Origin of the sequence: Enterobacter sp. Lyrl_3, assembly GCF_051948675.1 — a bacterium.
Lineage (GTDB): Bacteria > Pseudomonadota > Gammaproteobacteria > Enterobacterales > Enterobacteriaceae > Enterobacter > Enterobacter cloacae.
Genome location: NZ_JAYJLI010000010.1, coordinates 77,042 through 97,652, shown reverse-complemented (window position 1 = coordinate 97,652; position 20,611 = coordinate 77,042). Strand labels below are relative to the sequence as shown.

Below are 20,611 nucleotides of genomic sequence, written 5' to 3'. Positions count from 1 at the left end.
GAATAGCACAGGCAGAGACCCGCACTGGGGCAGGTCTCGACCGACGCAGTGACTACAGAACGCCTTTCAGCGCGATATGGTAAAGCAGCATGATCGTTTTGCCGTCGACAATCCTGCCGGTATCAATACCGCGCAAGGCCTCATCCAGCGGCATTTCCAGCACGTCGATATCTTCTCCCTCTGACTTGATGCCGCCGCCCGCGCTGGCCCGATCCTGCGGGTGATACTCTGCGATATAAAAATAGAGTTTTTCCGTGACGGAGCCTGGGCTCATGTAGGCTTCAAAGACTTTCTCAACACGGGAGACACGATATCCGGTCTCTTCTTCCGCTTCCGCCTTGATGCGGCTTTCGGGATCCATGTTATCCAGCAGTCCGGCAGCGGCCTCGATAAGGTCGTCCTCATGGCCATTGATAAAGACCGGAAAGCGGAACTGGCGCGTCAGGATCACCGTTCTTTTATCACGGTTATAGAGCAGTATCGTGGCCCCGTTTCCCCGGTCATACACTTCGCGGCTTTGCCGCTGCCATTCGCCGTCGCGTCGCTGCAGCTCAAAGGTGTACTTTTTCAGGATGTACCAGTTATCCGACAGGGTTTCATTTTCAATGATGCGCACATCTGCACGTTTCGATTGCACGTTTGCTGCTCCTTACGTAGAGTGATCGTCATAAACAGCATTATCATGCACATTCAAGATAAAACGTGCAATATCAGGAATCCACAATGCTCACCAGTCAGCGAAAACAATTAATCCTCGAGAAGCTTGCCGCTGAAGGCCAGGTCCAGTCTAAAGCGCTCAGCGCACATTTCGCGGTGTCAGAAGACACCATTCGTCGTGATCTCCGCGAACTGGCGGCGGAAGGGCGTTTGCAGCGTGTCCATGGCGGTGCGCTGCCGGCCTCGTCGGCCACTGTGCCGTTTGCCGAGCGTAAATCGGTGAAGATGGACGCGAAAAAAAATGTGGCCCGCAAAGGCGCAAAGCTCATTTCCCCTGGGCAGGTGGTTATTGTCGACGGCGGCACAACTACGTCGGAACTGATCGCGTATTTACCGGCGGATTTACGCATTACCGTGGTCACACACAGCCCGAGCATCGCCCTTGGGCTCGTCGAGCATCCTTCGATTGAAGTGATCCTGATCGGAGGACGTCTGTACAAACACTCCATCGTGACGGTAGGCGCAGCGGCCATTGAAGGCATCGACAATATCCATGCGGATCTGTTCTTCATGGGGGTTACCGGCATCCATCCAGAAGCGGGGCTTACCACCGGCGACTTCGAAGAGGCGTGCATCAAACGTGCATTTTCCTGCAGGGCCGCCGAGACAGTGGTCCTGGCATCGCCAGAAAAAATTAACACCGCGTCATCGTTTGTGATTGGCGAACTATCGCTGGCCAATACGATTGTCGTGGAAGATGATACCGATCGCGCCTGGATTAGCGCGGTGAAGGAGAAGGGTGTCTCCGTGGTGACGACCTCAGATCCAGAATAACCCTTGAACCTGCCTGTGATCAGCAGGCAGGTTCAGGCGCGTCCTCAGGCCAGAGGGATGCTTTCTAACGAGGTGTAAACGTTCAGCCCGAGCTTACGGGCAACCTCGATATCCATATCAGCTCCCTTAGACGCACCGGCAATACGATAAATCGCGTCGCATTTCCCAATGAGCCGGTGTGCAACGGGATAGAGCATCGCTTCACTGATTTCATCCCCAATGGACGATGAACCAGCGGCCTTTGCCAGCGGTAGCGCAAGCCATTCACCAATCACCGGAACGTGGCCACGCTGATATACGGCTAATGCTGCGTTTTCCAGACGGGCAAGGTTTTCATCCATTTTGGCCTGGTCGCCATCAGTCCCGCTGCGCCAGGGGCCCGCTATTAAAATCAACTGTTGTGTCATACATACCTCGTTGCGTGATGGTGCATGAATTTGCACGTTAATAATTGAAGTATCGGTTTTCAGCTCTGAAATGTATCTTAATAGGCACCATCGTGCAAATACAAGCAGTATCATGCATAATGGTGATGTTGCATAAGCGCGACGCTGGTCTATGCTCAACATGCAGAGACTCGCCATTCTCTGGGGCAATTGAAAAATAACAATAAGTTGCGTTTCAGGGGGTGGAAATGAATAAGGTCCTGCTCGCATTATTATCCTGCGTGCTCTCGGTCATCTCATTTACTGGCGTCGCCGCCGAGCCACGCCAGGAGCCTACTGAGCAGGAGCGGGCCCGAACCGTTTATATTTTTCATCAACCGATTGTGATGTTGCAGGCCAAATTTGGTCTCACGACGCCTGAAGAACGCGTGTTACGTATTCGCCATACCCTGCGCAATTTCACGCAGCAGGACGTACGTGAGCCGCTGAAAATTGTTCCCGTCACCCGTTACAACCAGCAGGGAAGGCTGATTGTCATGAACAATAAGCCTGTTTTATTGCTTACGCAGGCGGACCTGGATGAGGGGGACGATTTGACTCTCGACCAGGCCGCTCAGCGCGTGCTGGCGCGGATGGAGGCGCAACGTACGGCGCTTCGCGATCAATATGACACCGGCTGGCTGGCGCTCTCCGCCGGGAAAACGGTCGTCGGGCTGCTGGTTCTGTCTCTTTTCTGGTACGGGGCGTGGCGGTCGTGGCGCTGGGTTCGCAATGTCTGCCGTCGCCGCATTCTTGAAAACCGCAGCGTCATCCCGCAGAGCTGGCGTAAGTTTGTCGGCGCAATTGAGGCTCGTTTGTATGCTTTGCTGATGATTTTACTGGGCATTCTCGGATTGTATCTCTGGCTGAGTTGGGCGTTCAGCTTGTTCCCCTGGACACGCGTCTGGGGTGCATCGTTAGGCGACTGGACCATGCGCGTGCTGCGGGATATTGCGCTGTCGATTGTCTCGGCCATGCCGGGAATAATGATTGTCCTGATCATCTTTGTGATTACCGCCTTTATTCTGAAGCTCCTGAAGGTGTTGTTAAATCAGGTGGAAGCAGGGCGCCTGCAGCTGCCGGGCATTCACCCTGAAACCGTGGGAGCTACGCGTAAACTGATTTCTGTCGTGGTGTGGTTATTTGCCCTCTCTGCGGCCTATCCGTTTTTACCGAGAGCGAATTCGCTGGCGTTTAAAGGCATTAGCGTCTTCTTTGGCCTGATGCTTACCCTGGGTTCGGCAGGCGTGATGAACCATGCGATGAGCGGACTGGTACTGATCTACTCACGAGCGTTGAGGAAAGGAGACGTTATACGGGTGGCGGATAACGAAGGGCTGGTCACGGAGATAGGCATGCTGGCGACCAAGATCATCACCCGCGAGAACTATGTTGTGACCGTACCCAATGCGGTGGTGGTGAGCGGAAAAATCACCAATCTGAGCGTACAGAATCCTGACGGCGGCGTGAACCTGACGATTGGCGTGACGATTGGCTATGACACACCGTGGCGACAGGTTCATGCCATGCTGGAGATGGCGGCCAGACGGTCTAAATGTGTTGACCCTTCGCAGCAGCCCCTGGTGCGTCAGCTGGGGCTGATGGACTGGTACATTGCCTATGAGCTGCAGGTAAAATTGCAGCCCGGACAGTCGCTTGCTGAGGCCCGCAATGAACTCCACAGTAACATTCAGGACGTTTTCAACGAGTTCAACGTGCAGATTATGTCGCCAAACTTCGTGATGCAGCCGGAAGGTGCGGTCGTCGTCGCGGAAGAAAACTGGTTCGCAGCACCGGCAGAGAAACCCGCACAAAAGCCATCATGAATCAGTCCGGTGCATGACAGACCGCCTCGATATTATGGCCGTCAGGCGGCCATCATCCTTTTGTGCAATCCTGTCCAATGCCGAAACGGACAAATGGCATATTCAAAACGTCAGGGTTCGAACTGCTGAAATACACCATTCCCGTACGGTTATCCATCGGCTTGTATTTTTTCAGCATCTCCAGTTCGATACCGGTACTCATAAATGATTTGCCGTTTTTATCAAACAGGAAGAAACACATTTTATTGTCTTTGCCCGGCTCAATACTTTTATCAGACGCGTTATTCAGTGTCACCTTGTAGCTGACCATGTACTGCGCTTCGCCAGTTGTGCTATCCCATTGACTTCCCTGGGATTGCCTTTCAGCAAAAAGAGTAATACCGCCCTGAGACGCTTTCTGAGCTGCCAGGGCAGTTCCGGCTGCAGAAACCGCTAAAGTAAGACATACTGCTTTAATTAAGTTACAACGCATTTTTCCTTCCTCCTGTTAAAATACAGAGCCGCTAAATGGCGGACCGTTTCCGCCCAACAAATGTCCAACGCAGGTAGTCATAAAGCCAGTTAAAGAGCATCGTGTATGGCAGAAAAAACAGTACCAGACCGATCTCGACAAAAAATGCCTCCGTGACTGTTAAATTCAGCATTACCATCGCGACAGGAATTAATGTAATGATAAGTCCTGTTTCAAAGCAGACAGCATGGATTGCACGCACGAGAAATGTTCGTTGAAACGCATATTTTTTCTGCAAGGCGTCAAAGAATTTATTAAACACAAAATTCCATGCCGTGGCGGCAAGTGCAGATATCACGGACAACGAACCCGACTGAAGCACCGACACGTTCATCAGCCACGCAAGTGACAGCGCAATGATGACATTGGCCGTCACTTCGAAAAGAACCGCATGCAAAACGCGTTCTTTAAAACTTTTATCCAGTTCAATTTCCATTTACTTAGTACGGCTTTTTAAAAAAACTGAAGTATATCAGACGTGCTTCAACTTTCTTTAAACGTGAAGGTTAGAATGGCTGTCAGGCCCCGGTTATTCGGGGCCTTGCTCTATGTTCTGAGGAAAAGATGTAAAATCAACCCGATTACCGCACATGCGGCAATTACATGTGTGACTTTATATTTGAACCGGAAAAGTGCGATAGCGGCAGCAAGTGCAATGACCGCTGCTATCCAGTCCATTTTGCCATCAAAACCCTGTGGCCAGAGCACGTGGTAGCCAAAAAAGAGTGCCAGATTCAGGATCACGCCAACCACCGCTGCGGTAATTGCGGTGAGTGGCGCGGTAAAATTAATATTGTTGTGCGTCGTTTCAATAAAAGGCCCACCGGCCAGAATAAACAGAAACGATGGCAGAAACGTAAACCAGGTCGCCAGCACGGCCGCTACAGCACCTGCCAGGAAAAGCTGATCCGGGCCATATGCCATATTCACATAGCCACCAACAAATCCCACAAATGCCACAATCATGATAAGCGGCCCCGGCGTGGTTTCGCCCAGAGCCAGACCATCAATCATCTGCGTTGGCGTGAGCCACTGATAATGACCAACCGCGCCCTGGTAGATATAAGGCAGTACCGCATAGGCACCCCCAAAGGTCAGCAGCGCCGCCTTGGTAAAGAACCAGCCCATCTGGGTAAACGGGTGCATCCAGCCAAGGCTCAGATAGAGCATCGCCATTGGCGTTGCCCATAAAAAAACACCGGCAATGATAATCAGGGTCAAGCGTGACCATTTGAAAACCGTATGCGGAGCCGCTGGCGTATGGTCATCAATAATGGCAGCACCGTAGGATTTTCGGCTGGCATCATGGGCGTTACCCTGACCAAAATGGTCGGGGAAAAGGCGCCCACCTACATAACCCATCATTGCGGCTGACAGGACAATAACGGGAAAAGGGACATTGAGGGCGAAAATGGCGACAAACGCGGCGGCAGCGATTGCCCACTGCGTGCGGTTACGCAGCGCCCGCGAACCGATACGGTGTGCAGCCTGCACAACAATCGCCGTAATTGCCGGTTTTATGCCGTAAAAGAGACCGGCCACGACAGACAAATGGCCATACGCCACGTAAATCCACGACAGGACAATAAGGATAAAAAGGGAAGGGAGCACAAACAGTGTCCCGGCAACCACGCCGCCCCAGGTGCGGTGCATCAGCCAGCCAATATAGGTCGCCAGTTGTTGCGCCTCCGGGCCCGGAAGCACCATACAGTAATTCAGTGCATGCAAAAAGCGCTGTTCGGATATCCAGCGTCGGTTTTCAACCAGCTCCTGATGCATTATCGAAATTTGACCAGCCGGCCCGCCAAAGCTGATGAATCCCAGCTTCAGCCAGAATAAAAAGGCTTCACGGAAACTGACATGCGGAGGTGGAACGCCCGGTTCGTCGTCGACCGGAGGCAGATTGCTGTTCATGAGTTTCTGAACCTGTTTTGAATTCTGCTGAGAGAAGGATCCGCTAAGCATATGCCATATTTATGAAAGATGAGTGATGATGGCTGAATCAGCAAATTCGATATATGTTGCATATTGTACGTTTCACAAACTCACCCCTTGTATATCGATATCAGGTTCGATACGGTACAAAAAATTGCTCATCGATAAGGATTATCCATGTATATCGCCGTCCCCCCTGGACAAAAAAGTGTAGCGTGGTCAGAAATGGCGCTTGATCGCGAAGCCCGCAGATTAGTGAATATCGCCAATATAATCTCATCAACACACCTCAAGGATGGCCTGACGCGCCTCAGATTTGTGAAAGAAATCCGCGATCTTATCTCTCAGCAGTTGGCAGCAGCTCGTAGACTTAAAACGATTGAATCTTATACGCACTCAACAGAGATATTACGTACAGAGACGGCAAACTTACTGGAACAGGACAGATTAATACGCACCAGGGCCGCACAAATTTACGCAAAGATTGAATTTGTGAAGGAGAATAATGAAATTGTCGGATATGTAATCAGCGCTGTTAGTGTAGTGTTATCAGGTTTTGAAATCGTTGGCGGAGTGGCTCTTTTTGGCACTATGACACCTGTAGGGATGCTCGCCGGAGCTACGTTAGTTATGGACGGTCTGAACGGGATTTCCAGGGAAATAAACAATCAGCTTTTAGAAAAGGAAAATTCTAAGGGTGTTTTTGCTGATGGTGCGATCGCGGCGGCTCAGTTTTTAGGATTTCGCGGGAATACAGGGTTAGCTTTATATAATGGTGTCAGTCTGGCCGCGAACATCTATGGTGTGTTTGGGCTAATGAGAAAACCAGATGCATGGCGACTTTTTCACTATGTACCACAAGATTATTACAGAAAAGTCAGTTCAATGAGTCGCCCAATGTTGACGATGAAAATTGTAGGGTATGGACTCAAAGCAAAAATCATTTTTGATCTGTTAGCAACTGAGACGAACTCTTAGCGGATTTTCTTTTTAAATTTCCATGCCTTATAGGAAAGAAGCGGTGGCTGGAAAAACCAAATGATGAACAAAGCGATCAACATAGCAACACCTGTGGATATAACATTTTCTCTGGACGCTATGGTAAGTACTATGAGGTAAACAGCAGCAAGCAATATGGTCAACAACAATGCTGCGTTAAAACGTCTGGACAAGTCGGATATCACCATATCCAGAGAAAGGGCATCTTTTATTATGTACTTACGCAGCTTCTGCAGGTCCGAGGATGTAAATCCAGAAGCCAGAAGTTTTTCTTCGGTTATCGCCATGTTTTCTCCCTGAGCGGTAATCTCTTCTCGTAATGAATACTATCAACCATTTAGCCAAGTGGATAGTGATCTGTAGGAAACGCGTAAATGATCTTACAACAACTATGAATAGGCAGAGGAAATGACGGCTAATGACGGCCATGAAAAGCTCAATTCTCCCAGATTCAATGTTGGTGCGCATAATGTATATTATGTTAAATGCGATAAATCCATAAATCATATCCTGTGCCTCAGCCTCTGCTCTCACATCATAATCAGTCAATGATGTCGGAAGGCTTTTCAAACTCTGGCGACCAGTACCCTCCACTTCCATGGTACGTTTCTGCCCCCAGGACGAACTGGGTACCGCAAAAGTTGCATGCAAAGTGGTAATCGACGATGTCGCCCCATATCATCTTTTCAGCGCACTCACTGAAGCTGTACTGATTCCAGTCGTCCTTTGTCAGAACTTCTGACAACATCCCTTCGTTGATTGCATTTCTGGCAATACGAATTGCTTTTCGTAACTGATCGGGCGTCCGGATAACGTACTTAACACAGAGTTCACGGCAGTGCTCGCAGCTCATATGGCTGAACCTCTTTCGCATGACGGGCTGATGACGTTTATGTCATTATATTCAAATGATTAAAGCACTATATCGTCGACTAAACCACTGTAACGACCTGGCGGTAAGAATCAGCAAGGCCAATACTGCACAACTGCAACAGTTAAAAGCGGAACTGGCCGAACTGATCGGGACACCCACGGGATGCTATACCATGGGCATTCCAGCTGTTCTCAGTACCCTTGGGGTGATCGTCAGTTTTGGGATACCGCAGCTGTGGTTGGGTTACAACGTCAGCGCCGCCCTCGGGCAACCTGAAGAAAGCGTATTTATATGGGTGGTTTTGATCGCCCTGCTGTTCTCAGGCATCAATGGCATGACGATGTTTCTGATTGGCAAAGGCCTCATGCGTGCCGTGCAGGTGCATCTTACGCTGGCGGTTATGAGCCTTGTGTTAACGTCAGTCTATCTGCTGACTGCGCTAAGCGGTGCGAGTGTTCCGGGCGTCAGTCTCATCGCGGCGCTGATAAGCATCTCTATGCTGCTGCTCAGCGGTTACTGCATCCACTCTACTTCTTTCTATAAGATGCTGCTCTTTACCCTGCACAATCGTGCCTGGCGTAAACTTTTGCACCAGACTCGTAAAACGTAAAACCCCGCCATCTCTGGCGGGGTCTGTTTATTGCTTTTTATACCTGCGCAGCCAGATAAGCTTATACGCCGCCGGAATGATAAACAGCGACAGCAGCGGCGCTGTTATCATCCCGCCAATCATCGGCGCGGCGATCCGACTCATAACTTCTGACCCCGTGCCGGTTCCCCAGAGTATGGGCAGCAGACCCGCAATAATAACCGCCACCGTCATCGCCTTAGGTCGGACACGCAGAACCGCACCATGGTACAGGGCTTCATCCAACGCTTGTGCGGTGAATGTCTCCCGTCGGGATAAGGCCGGGTTCGCTTCGATGGCATGGCGCAGATACATCTGCATCACCACGCCAAACTCGGCGGCCACCCCGGCCAGGGCAATAAACCCGGTGCCGGTGGCGACAGACATATGGAAGCCCTGCCAGTACAGGAACCAGATCCCCCCGACAAGGGCGAACGGCAAACTCATCAGGATCAGCAAGGCTTCATCAACGCGGCGGAATGCCAGATACAGCAGAATGAAAATAATCATCACCGTCATCGGCACCATCAGCTTCAGTTTCTTATTGGCATGTTCCAGCAGCTCAAACTGACCGGAGAACGACACGCTGGTTCCCGGTCTCAGCTTCACGTTCTGGCTGATGGCCGTCTTAAGGTCATTGACCACCGACACCATATCCCTGCCGCGGGCATCAATATAGATCCAGCTGGTTGGTCGGGCATTTTCCGTTTTAAGCATCGTCGGGCCGGAAACGACACGTATGTCCGCCACATCCCCCAGCGTGATTTGCTGCTTCATCGGGGTCAGGATCGGCATCTCTTTCAGAGCCTGTGGGCTGTTCCGGTAGTCCTGAGGATAACGGATATTGATCGGGTACCGAGCCACGCCCTCAACCGTTTCCCCTACTGTCTCGCCACCAATGGCGGAGGAGACGAACAGCTGCACATCCCCCACCGTCATACCGAAGCGGGACGCTTTTTCACGATTAATATCCACATCAATGTAACGCCCGCCTTCCAGCCGCTCTGCAAGAGCAGACACCACGCCGGGTACGGTTTTGGCGACCGCTTCAATGCTCTGCGCCGTGGCGTCGATATCCGACAGAACGGTGCCTGACACCTTGATACCGATTGGGCTTTTAATCCCGGTAGAAAGCATGTCGATGCGGTTACGGATCGGCGGCACCCAGAGGTTAGCCAGACCGGGCAGACGGACGGTTTTATCGAGTTCTTCAATAATCTTGTCAATCGTCATCCCGGGTCGCCACTGATCCTCGGGTTTCAGCTGAATGGTGGTTTCCACCATTTCAAGCGGTGCGGGGTCCGTTGCTGTCTCTGCCTTACCGGTCTTGCCAAACACAGACGCCACTTCAGGAACGGTTTTGATGAGCTTGTCCGTGGTCTGCAACAGCGCAGCCGCTTCAGCCGGAGAAACGCCCGGCAGTGTTGATGGCATATACAGCAGATCGCCTTCGTTGATCTTCGGCAGAAACTCGCCGCCCATCTGACTCAGCGGCCATATAACCGTGAAGATCGACAAGGCCGCCACCAGCAGGGTTGTTTTTGGCCAGTGAAGCACCCGCAGCAGCAGCGGATGATAGGCTTTAATCAGCAGCCGGTTCAGCGGGTTACTGCTCTCGGCAGGAATTTTCCCCCGGATCCAGAAGCCCATCAGAATGGGAATGACGATAATGGCCAGCGCGGCTGCGCCTGCCATGGCGTACGTTTTGGTAAAGGCCAGTGGACCAAACAGACGCCCTTCCTGACCTTCGAGGGTAAAAATAGGGATGAACGATAAGGTGATGATCAGCAGGCTAATAAACAGCGCGGGGCCAACTTCAACGGAGGCGTTAGTGATCACCTTCCAGCGGGTCGCGTTATCAATCTGCTCGCCAGGGTGCTGATGATCCCACTCCTCAAGCCGTTTATGCGCGTTTTCAATCATCACGATGGCGGCATCCACCATCGCTCCCACGGCAATGGCGATCCCGCCCAGGGACATAATATTGGCGTTCAGCCCCTGGAAATGCATGACGATAAAGGCAATACACAGGCCTAGCGGCAGAGAGATAATCGCCACCAGCGCAGACCGCACATGCCAGAGAAACAGCGCGCAGACGATGGCCACCACAATAAACTCTTCCAGCAGTTTATAACTCAGGTTATCAATGGCCCGGTCAATCAGCTGGCTGCGATCGTACGTGGTAACAATCTCAACACCTTCCGGCAGGCTGGCCTTCAGCGTCTCCAGTTTATCTTTTACCGCGGTAATCACTTCACGCGCGTTTTTACCCGAACGCAGGATCACCACGCCGCCCGCGACCTCTCCCTGGCCGTTAAGCTCGGCGATCCCGCGCCGCATTTCAGGTCCGGTTTGTACGCGAGCAACATCACGCAGATAAACCGGTACTCCGTTCTCGCCGGTTTTCAGGACGATGTTATTGAAATCATCAATGGTCTGAAGATAACCGCTGGCCCGGACCATATACTCTGCTTCCGCCATTTCGACCGATGAGCCCCCTGCTTCCTGATTAGAGGATCCCAGAGCCTGCTTCACGTCAGCCAGACTGATGCCGTATTGCGCCAGTTTCAGCGGATTGACCTGGATCTGATACTGCTTTACCACCCCGCCGACCGAGGCCACTTCCGCCACGTTCGGGATGGTTTTCAGCTCAAATTTCAGGAACCAGTCCTGCAAGGAACGCAGTTCGGACTGGTCGTGTTTTCCGCTGCGATCCACCAGCGCATATTCAAAGATCCAGCCCACGCCCGTAGCGTCTGGCCCAATTTCTGTACTGACACCAGCAGGCAGCTTCCCCTGAACCTGATTGAGATATTCCAGAACGCGCGAGCGGGCCCAGTAGAGATCGGTCCCGTCTTCAAAAATGACGTACACATAGGAATCACCAAACTGTGAAAACCCACGCACGGTCTTCGCACCCGGCACCGACAGCATGGTAGTGGTGAGCGGATACGTCACCTGGTTTTCGACAATTTGCGGTGCCTGGCCGGGGTAACTCGTTTTAATAATCACCTGAACATCAGACAGATCGGGTAAGGCATCCACCGGCGTATTGATAATGGTCCATGTTCCCCAGACGCTAAGAAACAGCGCCCCCATCATCACCAGGAAACGGTTGGCGACAGCGCGCCGGATAATCCATGCAATCATCGTCGTCTCCTCAATGGCCTGAATGACTCTTTTCAGGCTGACGCATACGCTCCAGCGCACCGGTAATATTGGCTTCGGAATCAATCATGAACAGACCGCTAACCACCACCGACTCTCCTTCGTTGAGGCCGGATCCTACGGCGGACTGCTGCTGGGATTCGTGCAGAACGTGGATCTGCTTCGGCACAAACCGCCCTTCCGCGTCAACGGTGATGACCCGCTGTTCTTTACCCGTATCGATAACGGCCTGGGAGGGGATCAACAGCATCTCCTGGCTTTGGGTGTTCAGCTTCAGATATGCATTCATGCCCGGCTTAAGCCGTTCGTCTTTGTTGGAAACCTGCAAGCGAACCTGCAGCGTACGGGTGGCAGGATCGACGCTTGGCAAAATGTTCCATTTTTCAACGTGAAACGATGTATCCGGGTACGCCGGGACCGAAATGTCAAACTGCGAGGAGTCTTTCAGCAGATACGCGATGGATTCAGGTATGGCCGCGCTGATCCACACCGGATCCATCCCCTGAATCTGTGCCACAACCTTATCTTTCGAAATATTCATCCCGGTACGCAGGTCAAAGCCGGTGATCACCCCGTCAATGGGGGCTTTGATGGTAAACCGGGTCTGGACCGTGCGGGTCGATCGTAACCTTTGAATATCCGCTTCCGGCATGCCTGCCAGACGAAGCCGTTCAAGCACCCCTTTCAGCTGCGTGGGCGTGCCACCGGTGCCGGACAACAGGAGGAACTCACTCTGCGCTTCCACCCACTCCGGAATAGTAATCTCGATGAGCGGGGTGCCTTTCTTCACACGATCGCCTGTCGTCAGGGGATACACTTTCTCCACAAAGCCTTCGGATCGTGCCTGCACAATCACAAACTGATATTCGTTATAGCTGACGTTGGCCGGGATGGTCTGGGCATAATTCAGCGTGCCGCGGGTCACTTTTTGCGTTTTTAATCCCAGGTTCTGAACCTGCGTCGGATCAATACGGATACCGGCACCGTTTTTATCGTCATTCTCATCCGCGTATTTAGGGACCAGATCCATATCCATAAACGGCGATTTACCGGGTTTATCGAATTTAACGTCGGGCTTCATCGGGTCATACCAGAAAAGCACCTTTCGTTCCGGCGGGGTATTTTCTGTTTTTTCGGCAGCATAAATATACTGCCACGCCGTCACTGCAATCAGCCCTCCCGCAAGAAGGCTGCCGATTATCATTGCAGCATATTTAACCTTTAACGATGCCATGCCGTGTCTCGCTATTTAATGCTTTTGAGTAAAGAGATATTGCCCTGCTGCACAAAAGAAAATTTCACGCGGTTGCCGACTTTTACGGCCTTAATACTTTCGTCTGCGTCAGTAAAGGTGAAACGCATGGTCATGGCGGGCCAGCCAATTTCCGGGATGGCTTCATGAGCGATCGTTACCTTTTTGTTTGTGAGATCAATGTCCTTCACGATGCCAGTCCCGGAGACAACCTGCTCTGTGGCCCCTTCGCTGGCAGCACTCATCTCTGCGTGCTGATGAACCTCGGCCTGCAGGCCGGCAGAAAACATCATGGAGATCGCACCGAATACAACGGCCTTCATTGAATTACGCATATTATTTTCCTGTTGAGTTAACTGAGGTTATTCGACCCAACCGCCGCCCAGCGCGGTGAAGAGATTAATTTCATTAACCTGTCGGGCATAAATAAGGTCGAGAATGTTTTGCTGCGTGGAAAACAGCGCGCGTTCCGCGTCTAATACTTCGATATAACTGACCGCACCGCGGGTATATAACCCTCTGGCACGCTGCAGGGTGATGTTTAGCGAATCAAGATACCGCTGTTGCGCAGCAAGTTGCTGGCTGAGGCTGTCCCGCAGTGCGAGCGCGTCGGCGACCTGTTTAAAGGCGGACTGAATTTTTTGTTCGTAATTCACAACCGACTGCTGCTGGCGAATTTCGGCCAGCTTCAGGTTGGCTTTATTCCTGCCCGCATTAAAAATGGGAATGTCTATTTTGGGAATAAAATTCCACATGCCGCTGCCGGACGTGAAGAGGCCAGATAATTCCGTGCTGCCCGTTGAAAGCCCGCTGGTCAGGGAGATGGACGGGAAAAAGGCAGCGCGCGCCGCGCCAATATTCGCATCGGCCGCTTTAAGCTGATACTCCGCCTCCATAATATCCGGGCGCTGCAGCAATATTGCCGATGAAAGATGGGGCGGCAGTATTACCGGCGCAATATCGCTGGCGTTCATTCCGCCGTCGCCCGGTAGCACGCGATACGTTCCGAGGACCAGCTGCAGGGCATTATTGGCCTGTGCCAGCTCCCCCTCTCTTTTGGCAATTTCTGCCCGGGTGCTTTCGATCTGCCCCCGGGCCTGTTCCAGCGCCAGCACGTTCGTACTGCCCGTCACCAGCTGTTGCTCAACGAAGGCGTAAGACTGCTGATAATTTGACAGCGTATCCCGCGCGATACGCAGCTGTTTGTAGGCCAGCTGCTGGTTGAAATAGCTCTGGGACACATTAGCGACAAGCAAAATATGCACGGCACGACGAGCTTCTTCGCTGGCGAAAAAGTTTTGTCGGTCGGCATCGCTCATGTTCTTTAGCTTGCCAAAAAAGTCGAGTTCGTAGCTAAGCGCAAGTCCCGCGTCGTACTGCTGTGAGGTGGGTTTGTCACTCTTTAGCCCCCCGCTGTAAGTGACGCCCGAGGAGGCGTTCAGCTGAGGATAACGATCCGCATCCGTCACGTTGAACTGCGCCCGGGCCTCTTCAACCTTCAGCGCGGCCATTTTTATATCGCGGTTGTTCTTCAGGGCCTCTGTAATCAATCCCGCGATTTGCGGATCGACGAAGAAGTTGCGCCAGCCGGTGTCCTGATACATGCCCTCCACGGGCGTCAGGCTGTTACGCGACAGCGAAAACTGCTGGGGTACCGGTGACGTCGGGCGCTGGTATTCAGGGGCCAGCGAGACGCATCCTGTCAGGATAAATACCGTAGTGATGCTTAGTCGTTTTAGCAGGAACATAGCGGTTCAGATGAATTCCAGAGTATTTTTAGGGCTACTCTACTGAACGCGTCCTGTTTGACGGGTGACAGGATAATGACAATGTTGTCATTTATGGCGTAAGTCATTGTTAACGGTCGCGGGTGCAATAGAATGTGCTGAGCAGCCAGTCGGGGAAGCGTGATGAAAATATTGATTGTTGAAGACGAAATTAAAACCGGTGAGTACCTCAGCAAAGGGCTTACGGAAGCGGGGTTTGTGGTGGATCGCGCTGACAACGGCCTGACCGGCTACCATCTCGCCATGACCGCCGATTATGACCTGCTCATTCTGGATATCATGCTTCCTGATGTGAACGGCTGGGATATCATCCGCATGCTCCGCTCTGCCGGAAAGGGAATGCCGGTCCTGTTGCTGTCGGCTCTCGGCACCATTGAACACCGGGTGAAAGGCCTGGAACTGGGGGCGGATGATTACCTGGTTAAGCCCTTTGCCTTTGCTGAGCTGCTCGCCCGGGTCAGAACGCTGTTACGACGCGGCAATACGGTGATCGCCGAGAGCCAGTTTACGGTGGCAGATCTGAGCATCGACCTCGTATCAAGGAAGGTAAACCGCGCCGGAAACCGCATTCTGCTCACCAGCAAGGAGTTCAGCCTGCTGGAGTTTTTTGTTCGCCATCAGGGTGAAGTGCTGCCCCGCTCGCTGATTGCCGCGCAGGTCTGGGATATGAATTTCGACAGCGACACCAACGCGATTGACGTCGCGGTGAAGCGGTTACGCGCCAAAATCGACATCGATTACGAACCGAAGCTGATCCAGACGGTGCGCGGCGTGGGCTATATGCTGGAGGTTCCGGATGCAGAGTAAGCCCGCCAGACGCCCCTTCTCCCTGGCTCTGCGCCTGACGTTCTTTATCAGCCTCTCCACCATTCTGGCTTTTTTCGCGTTTACCTGGTTTATGCTCCACTCCGTTAAAAAGCACTTTGCTGAGCAGGATATCAGCGATCTGCAACAAATCAGCCGCGCCATGCACCGCATACTGCAGTCACCTGCGGATCCGGATGAAAAGAAAATCAGCAAAATCAAAGAGTCGCTGGCCAGCTATCGCAACGTTGCCGTCCTGCTGCTCGATCCCCGTGGCAATGTGCTCTTCAGCTCACAGGGCGAGGCCATCCGGCCAGCGGTGAATACCGCGGATTTCAGCGCCCATCGCCGCGCGCAGGATGTGTTTCTTTGGTCAGTGGAGGATGCTGGCAAGGCGATGCACGCCGGGTCCGACATGAAGATGGAAACATACCGGATTATCGCCTCGTCCGGCACGGCGACATTGCAGGGAAAAGAACAACACTATGTCATGCTGATCGGCCTCTCCATTAATTTTCATCTTCACTACCTCGAGGCGCTGAAAAAGAACCTGATTGCCATCGCGGTGGCGATCAGCCTGCTGATTATTCTGCTCATTCGCATCGCGGTACGTCAGGGACACCTGCCCCTGCGTAACGTCAGCAATGCGATAAAAAATATCACCTCAGAGAATCTGGATGCGAGGCTTGAGCCGTCGCGGGTGCCGGTTGAGCTGGAGCAGCTGGTGATCTCGTTTAACCACATGATTGAAAAAATTGAGGATGTCTTTACCCGTCAGGCAAATTTCTCTGCCGATATCGCCCATGAGATCAGAACCCCGATCACCAATCTGGTAACGCAAACGGAAATTGCGTTAAGCCAGAACCGCTCGCCGAAAGAGCTGGAGGATGTGCTGTACTCAAGCCTTGAAGAGTACAACCGGATGACCCGAATGGTCAGCGATATGCTGTTCCTGGCCCAGGCGGATAATAATCAGCTGATCCCTGACCGGGTAACCTTTGATTTGAGCGCAGAGGTGATGAAAGTCTTTGATTTCTTCGAAGCCTGGGCGGAAGAACGCCATATCACGCTGCGTTTTAACGGCACGCCCTGCCTGATAGACGGCGATCCGCAGATGTTCCGGAGAGCCATCAATAACCTGCTCTCCAATGCCCTGCGCTATACGCCGGACGGAGAAACGGTGACCGTGTCGGTAAGTGAAAAGGAAAACGTGTGCAAGCTGATCGTTGCCAACCCCGGCAAGCCGATCCCTGAAGCACATTTGCCCCGGCTGTTCGACCGCTTTTACCGGGTGGATCCGTCCAGACAGCGAAAAGGCGAAGGCAGCGGGATCGGCCTGGCGATTGTGAAATCCATCATCACCGCGCATCACGGCAACGTGCGTGTGGAATCCGATGCTGTGTCGACCCGTTTTATATTATCGGTGCCGCGACTGATGGCACACCGCTAGCACCTTCTCTCTGAGCCACCGGTGGCCCGGATCCTGTTCCATCCGCGGGTGCCACATCTGAGATACGGTAATGGTCCGGGTGTTGAACGGCAGTTCAAAGATGTGCACATTCTCGCTCATCGGTTGATTCAGCAGATACAACGCCGGGACCATCGCAATCAGATCGGACGCCAGCGCCACGGATAACGCAGTCGGAAAACCGGGCACCACGCTGGCGATTTTGCGTTTCATCCCCCGCGCGGCCAGGGCATCATCAACAAAACCGTGTGATGAGCCATTTGGCGCGGTCACCACATGACCCCAGGCGACATAATCCTCAAGGCTGACTGCTGGCAGCGCCGCCAGCGGATGCCCTTTGCGCACCGCGCCTACAAAGCGGTCCTCAAAGAGCCGCTGCAGACGAATTTCGGGCCCCATGTTGCTCTGCACACCAATTTCCAGGTCAACCAGCCCCTCCCGCAGATAACGCGACGTTTTCTCCGGTTTTGGGGCAAAGCGGATGCAGACATCCGGCGCTGCTTCCGCAACGGCCGCAATCAGCAACGGGCCAAACGCCACCACAAAGCCATCATTGGCTCTGACGGTAAACACACGTTCAAGATTTTCTGCCCGGAAGGTGTCCGTTGAAGGCTGTAGCACCGCCCTTGCCTCATGCAGCGCATGTCGGGCGCGATCCCGGGTGGCTTCGGCCCACGGAGTCAGCACCATCTGACGCCCGGCCCGCACCAGAATCGGATCGCCGGTGACCTCACGAAGCCTGCTCAGCGTGCGGCTCATGGCTGAGGTGCTCAGGTTAAGACGCCGCGCCGCCCCCGCCACGCTGGCTTCAGCCAGCAGGATGTCGAGTGCGACAAGCAAGTTGAAATCAGGATCGGTCACAAAACCTCCTCATACAGGGCGTTTGATGCAACGTATAAGTGCAAATGCTGCGTCTTCCGCCCTGTATAACCCATTACTATAGTGTCGTCATCAACATTCTTGCCTGGAGATAACACGATGACGCTCTTTTCAAACCAACCCGGCGACGAAGGGTTACCGGGACATGAACGCGCCCGGGTGATGGCTGCAGTGATGACCACCACGTTGATGGGCGTCTTCGATGGCACCATGATCAACATTGCCCTGCCATCAATGGCCAGCGCGATGCAGGTGCCCGCGAATGTCGCAGTCTGGTTCGCCAACGGTTACCTGCTGTCTGCGGCAATGACGTTAGCCATCTTCGCCGCACTCGCCGCGCGGGTGGGTTACCGCCCGGTGTTTCTGGCAGGACTGGCTACGTTTACCCTGACCTCGCTCGGCTGCGCGCTGGCAACAACGCCGGAAATGCTGATCGGGATGCGTATTTTGCAGGGTATCGGCGGCGCGGCCACGCTGAGTATTGCCCCGGCGATCCTGCGCTCGGTATTCCCGGGACGGCTGCTTGGCCGCATTCTGGGGCTGCACGCTCTGCTTATCGCCGCCAGCACCGCCATTGCGCCTGTGCTGGGCGGAACAATACTCGACGTACTGAGCTGGCAATGGCTGTTCGCGATCAACATTATTCCCGGTACCGCTGCCCTGCTGCTGGCCTGGAAAGCGCTGCCGCGGGCGACGGCCTCTGATACGTCCCCGTTCGACGTGCCCGGTGCCCTGCTGTCCGTGATCCTGCTGGGGTCAATGATCATGGCGGCAAACAGCGTAGAGAATAGAGCGCACGCCATCAGCACCGTTTGCTGGGCATTTGTCGCTACGGTCAGCCTCATCGCTTTTGTCTGGCATATCCGCCGTGCCCGGAGCCCCATCCTGCCACCGGTGATATTCAGCAACGGACGGTTTACCCTCGCCGCGCTAACCTCGCTGGCCTCGTTTGTGAGTCAGGGCATTACCTTTATCGCGCTGCCGTTTCTGTTTCAGAGCGTGTACGGCTATAGCCCGGCGATCTCCGCTTTACTGTTCACCCCCTGGCCGATAGGTATCGTACTCATTGCGCCGCACGCGGGCCGTTGGGCAGACACGATCTCCGCCCCGTTGATCTCCACGCTTGGACTGATGATTTTTGTCGTTGGGTTGATTTTGCTGGCGACGCTGCCTGCCCGCCCTTCTGCCTGGGATATCTGCCTCAGGAGCCTGGTGTGCGGCATCGGCTTTGGCTGTTTCCAGAGCCCCAATAACCGTGAAATGCTCTCTAACGTTGCCCGGGAGTACGCCAGCTATGCATCCGGGGTATTGTCCATCGTCAGAACGTTCGGCCAGTGTCTCGGTGCCGCCGTGGTGGGAGTTTTGCTGGCTGCGACCGCAGGGTCAGATCATCAAATGCTGGATGACGGTGCCGTTCATATTGCGCTGTGGATCGCGGTGATCGCGTCAACTGCGTCAGTATTATTTAGCGTTAGCCGACTGCGTCGCGCGCGACAGGCTACGGCATAATTGCCAGGGCAGCGTCCTGCGACGCTGCCCCCATATTTACTCCAGCGCCAGCAGCGCAAAACTCGCCAGCCAGTGCCCACCGCTGTAGTGGCTGCCGACAACATGCTCGACGCTCGCCTTCAGGTGTTTCGCCACCGCATCACGCAGCGCCTGCTGCGCCGGATGATCCTCCGGCAGCGCACTGGCAATATGCTTCATGCACCAGGCGCGGCTGAGGTTTAATCCGTCCAGATGCGCAATTTTGGGGTCGGTACGGTCGCTCACTTCTGCCGGGTTCATCAGCGCTGAAACAGCCCCGATATTCGGCAGAAACGCGTCGAACCAGGCCGGGAAATTCTCCGCGACCTTGCTCATCAGCAGAGCCTCTGTGAGCGCGCCGGACACATACTCATCACCACCCGGTTCATAGTGAGCCGGATACTGGGTATCCGCGTGATAAAACCGCGTCGCCGCCTCCAGAATGGCACTCTCCAGCTCGTTATCTTCCACCGCCCGGGCGTAATCGATCCCCAGCGCGAGGGCAAACGCGGTGTTGTAATGCGTGCCAACCCGGATCGGGTACGTCAGCTTACTGAGGTAATCCACCAGACGGTTGCGAATGTCCTGCGTTAACGGCGCAAGCGTCTGATACCAGCCTGCCGCCTGCGGCAGCGATGACTGTTTCAGCTCCTGGGCCAGTGCCAGTAGCCAGCCGTAGCCATACGGACGCTCGAACGAGGCGCGGAACGGCGCGTTGAAATAAGCCAGCTCCTGCGCCACGTTTTCTGGCGTGAGATGGTCGGCAAACAGCGTGATAATGTCATCCCGGCACGACAGTTCCGGGTAGAGGCGCAGGCAGCGCAGCAGCAGCCAGTAGCCGTGTACCGCCGAGTGCCAGTCAAAACAGCCATAAAAAATGGGATGCAGTTCGCGCGGCGGCAGGACGTCCCCGTCATCATTGAGCAGATGCATAATGTGGTTCGGGTATTCCTGGCGCAGATAGGTCAAAGGCATTCTGGCAAAAGCATCAGCCTGGTGTTGCGTTAATTCCATCACAGCTCCTTAGGTTGCCACGC

At 53.7% G+C, this 20,611-nt stretch carries 19 protein-coding genes; 7 read left to right on the top strand and 12 right to left on the bottom strand.

Features of this window, described 5'->3' with window-relative positions:
• Positions 1-52 precede the first annotated feature (52 nt).
• A complete protein-coding gene (locus tag VF709_RS17455; protein WP_020688643.1) occupies positions 53-637 on the bottom strand; it encodes an NUDIX domain-containing protein in 585 nt (194 codons plus the stop codon).
• An 86-nt stretch (positions 638-723) separates the two neighbouring features.
• On the opposite strand from VF709_RS17455, the gene VF709_RS17450 reads away from it, so the two are divergent.
• On the top strand, positions 724-1,491 hold the full coding sequence (locus VF709_RS17450) for a DeoR/GlpR family DNA-binding transcription regulator (protein ID WP_149896691.1): 768 nt from the start codon (positions 724-726) through the stop codon (positions 1,489-1,491).
• Positions 1,492-1,535: 44 nt separating this feature from the next.
• Here VF709_RS17450 and VF709_RS17445 read toward each other — a convergent pair whose 3' ends face one another.
• Positions 1,536-1,898 (bottom strand): NUDIX hydrolase, encoded by a 363-nt coding sequence (locus VF709_RS17445; protein WP_440232063.1) that lies wholly within the window; start codon positions 1,896-1,898, stop codon positions 1,536-1,538.
• A 227-nt stretch (positions 1,899-2,125) separates the two neighbouring features.
• Between VF709_RS17445 and VF709_RS17440 the strand changes: the two genes are divergently transcribed.
• A complete protein-coding gene (locus VF709_RS17440) occupies positions 2,126-3,742 on the top strand; it encodes a mechanosensitive ion channel family protein (protein ID WP_440232061.1) in 1,617 nt (538 codons plus the stop codon).
• Positions 3,743-3,794: 52 nt separating this feature from the next.
• Here the strand turns inward: VF709_RS17440 and VF709_RS17435 are convergent, their stop codons facing one another.
• The 3 genes from VF709_RS17435 to chrA all read right to left on the bottom strand — a co-directional run bounded on the left by VF709_RS17435 (position 3,795) and on the right by chrA (position 6,167).
• Complete coding sequence (locus VF709_RS17435; RefSeq protein WP_058661529.1) at positions 3,795-4,214, bottom strand: DUF4354 family protein; 420 nt, start codon at positions 4,212-4,214, stop codon at positions 3,795-3,797.
• Between the two features lie 31 nt (positions 4,215-4,245).
• Complete coding sequence (locus VF709_RS17430; RefSeq protein ID WP_013096588.1) at positions 4,246-4,689, bottom strand: PACE efflux transporter; 444 nt, start codon at positions 4,687-4,689, stop codon at positions 4,246-4,248.
• Between the two features lie 110 nt (positions 4,690-4,799).
• The gene (gene chrA, locus VF709_RS17425; RefSeq protein ID WP_149896693.1) at positions 4,800-6,167 is read right to left on the bottom strand and encodes a chromate efflux transporter; all 1,368 of its coding nucleotides are present in this window, start codon (positions 6,165-6,167) and stop codon (positions 4,800-4,802) included.
• Positions 6,168-6,365: 198 nt separating this feature from the next.
• Between chrA and VF709_RS17420 the strand changes: the two genes are divergently transcribed.
• Complete coding sequence (locus tag VF709_RS17420; RefSeq protein WP_149896694.1) at positions 6,366-7,166, top strand: DUF4225 domain-containing protein; 801 nt, start codon at positions 6,366-6,368, stop codon at positions 7,164-7,166.
• Here the strand turns inward: VF709_RS17420 and VF709_RS17415 are convergent.
• On the bottom strand, positions 7,163-7,474 hold the full coding sequence (locus tag VF709_RS17415; protein WP_047024828.1) for a hypothetical protein: 312 nt from the start codon (positions 7,472-7,474) through the stop codon (positions 7,163-7,165). The two genes, VF709_RS17420 and VF709_RS17415, sit on opposite strands and share 4 nt — an antisense overlap.
• A 621-nt stretch (positions 7,475-8,095) precedes the next feature.
• Here VF709_RS17415 and VF709_RS17410 point away from each other — a divergent pair.
• Positions 8,096-8,671 carry a hypothetical protein gene (locus VF709_RS17410; RefSeq protein ID WP_095455219.1) on the top strand — a complete coding sequence of 192 codons (576 nt, stop codon included), beginning with the start codon at positions 8,096-8,098 and terminating at the stop codon, positions 8,669-8,671.
• A gap of 27 nt (positions 8,672-8,698) precedes the next feature.
• Here the strand turns inward: VF709_RS17410 and silA are convergent, their stop codons facing one another.
• The 4 genes from silA to VF709_RS17390 are packed head-to-tail and all read right to left on the bottom strand — an operon-like array spanning position 8,699 to position 14,857.
• Positions 8,699-11,839: a Cu(+)/Ag(+) efflux RND transporter permease subunit SilA gene (silA, locus tag VF709_RS17405; protein WP_149896695.1), complete on the bottom strand. Its 3,141-nt coding sequence runs from the start codon at positions 11,837-11,839 to the stop codon at positions 8,699-8,701.
• A gap of 10 nt (positions 11,840-11,849) precedes the next feature.
• A complete protein-coding gene (locus VF709_RS17400; protein ID WP_038419453.1) occupies positions 11,850-13,091 on the bottom strand; it encodes an efflux RND transporter periplasmic adaptor subunit in 1,242 nt (413 codons plus the stop codon).
• Positions 13,092-13,102: 11 nt separating this feature from the next.
• Complete coding sequence (gene cusF / locus VF709_RS17395) at positions 13,103-13,444, bottom strand: cation efflux system protein CusF (protein ID WP_020688657.1); 342 nt, start codon at positions 13,442-13,444, stop codon at positions 13,103-13,105.
• A gap of 27 nt (positions 13,445-13,471) precedes the next feature.
• Positions 13,472-14,857, bottom strand: a complete 1,386-nt coding sequence (locus tag VF709_RS17390; RefSeq protein ID WP_149896697.1) for an efflux transporter outer membrane subunit — start codon at positions 14,855-14,857, stop codon at positions 13,472-13,474.
• 162 nt (positions 14,858-15,019) lie between these two features.
• Between VF709_RS17390 and VF709_RS17385 the strand changes: the two genes are divergently transcribed.
• Together VF709_RS17385 and VF709_RS17380 are read left to right on the top strand one after the other, a co-directional pair.
• Complete coding sequence (locus tag VF709_RS17385; protein WP_038419457.1) at positions 15,020-15,703, top strand: copper/silver response regulator transcription factor; 684 nt, start codon at positions 15,020-15,022, stop codon at positions 15,701-15,703.
• A complete protein-coding gene (locus VF709_RS17380) occupies positions 15,693-17,150 on the top strand; it encodes a Cu(+)/Ag(+) sensor histidine kinase (protein WP_440232056.1) in 1,458 nt (485 codons plus the stop codon). The genes VF709_RS17385 and VF709_RS17380 overlap by 11 nt, the downstream gene beginning before the upstream one ends.
• Here the strand turns inward: VF709_RS17380 and VF709_RS17375 are convergent.
• Positions 17,118-18,029 (bottom strand): LysR family transcriptional regulator, encoded by a 912-nt coding sequence (locus VF709_RS17375; RefSeq protein ID WP_038419461.1) that lies wholly within the window; start codon positions 18,027-18,029, stop codon positions 17,118-17,120. The two genes, VF709_RS17380 and VF709_RS17375, sit on opposite strands and share 33 nt — an antisense overlap.
• A 117-nt stretch (positions 18,030-18,146) precedes the next feature.
• Between VF709_RS17375 and VF709_RS17370 the strand changes: the two genes are divergently transcribed.
• Positions 18,147-19,556, top strand: a complete 1,410-nt coding sequence (locus tag VF709_RS17370; RefSeq protein WP_149896698.1) for an MFS transporter — start codon at positions 18,147-18,149, stop codon at positions 19,554-19,556.
• Positions 19,557-19,592: 36 nt separating this feature from the next.
• Here VF709_RS17370 and VF709_RS17365 read toward each other — a convergent pair whose 3' ends face one another.
• Complete coding sequence (locus VF709_RS17365) at positions 19,593-20,588, bottom strand: DUF2891 domain-containing protein (RefSeq protein WP_057072336.1); 996 nt, start codon at positions 20,586-20,588, stop codon at positions 19,593-19,595.
• Between the last annotated feature and the right edge of the window lie 23 nt (positions 20,589-20,611).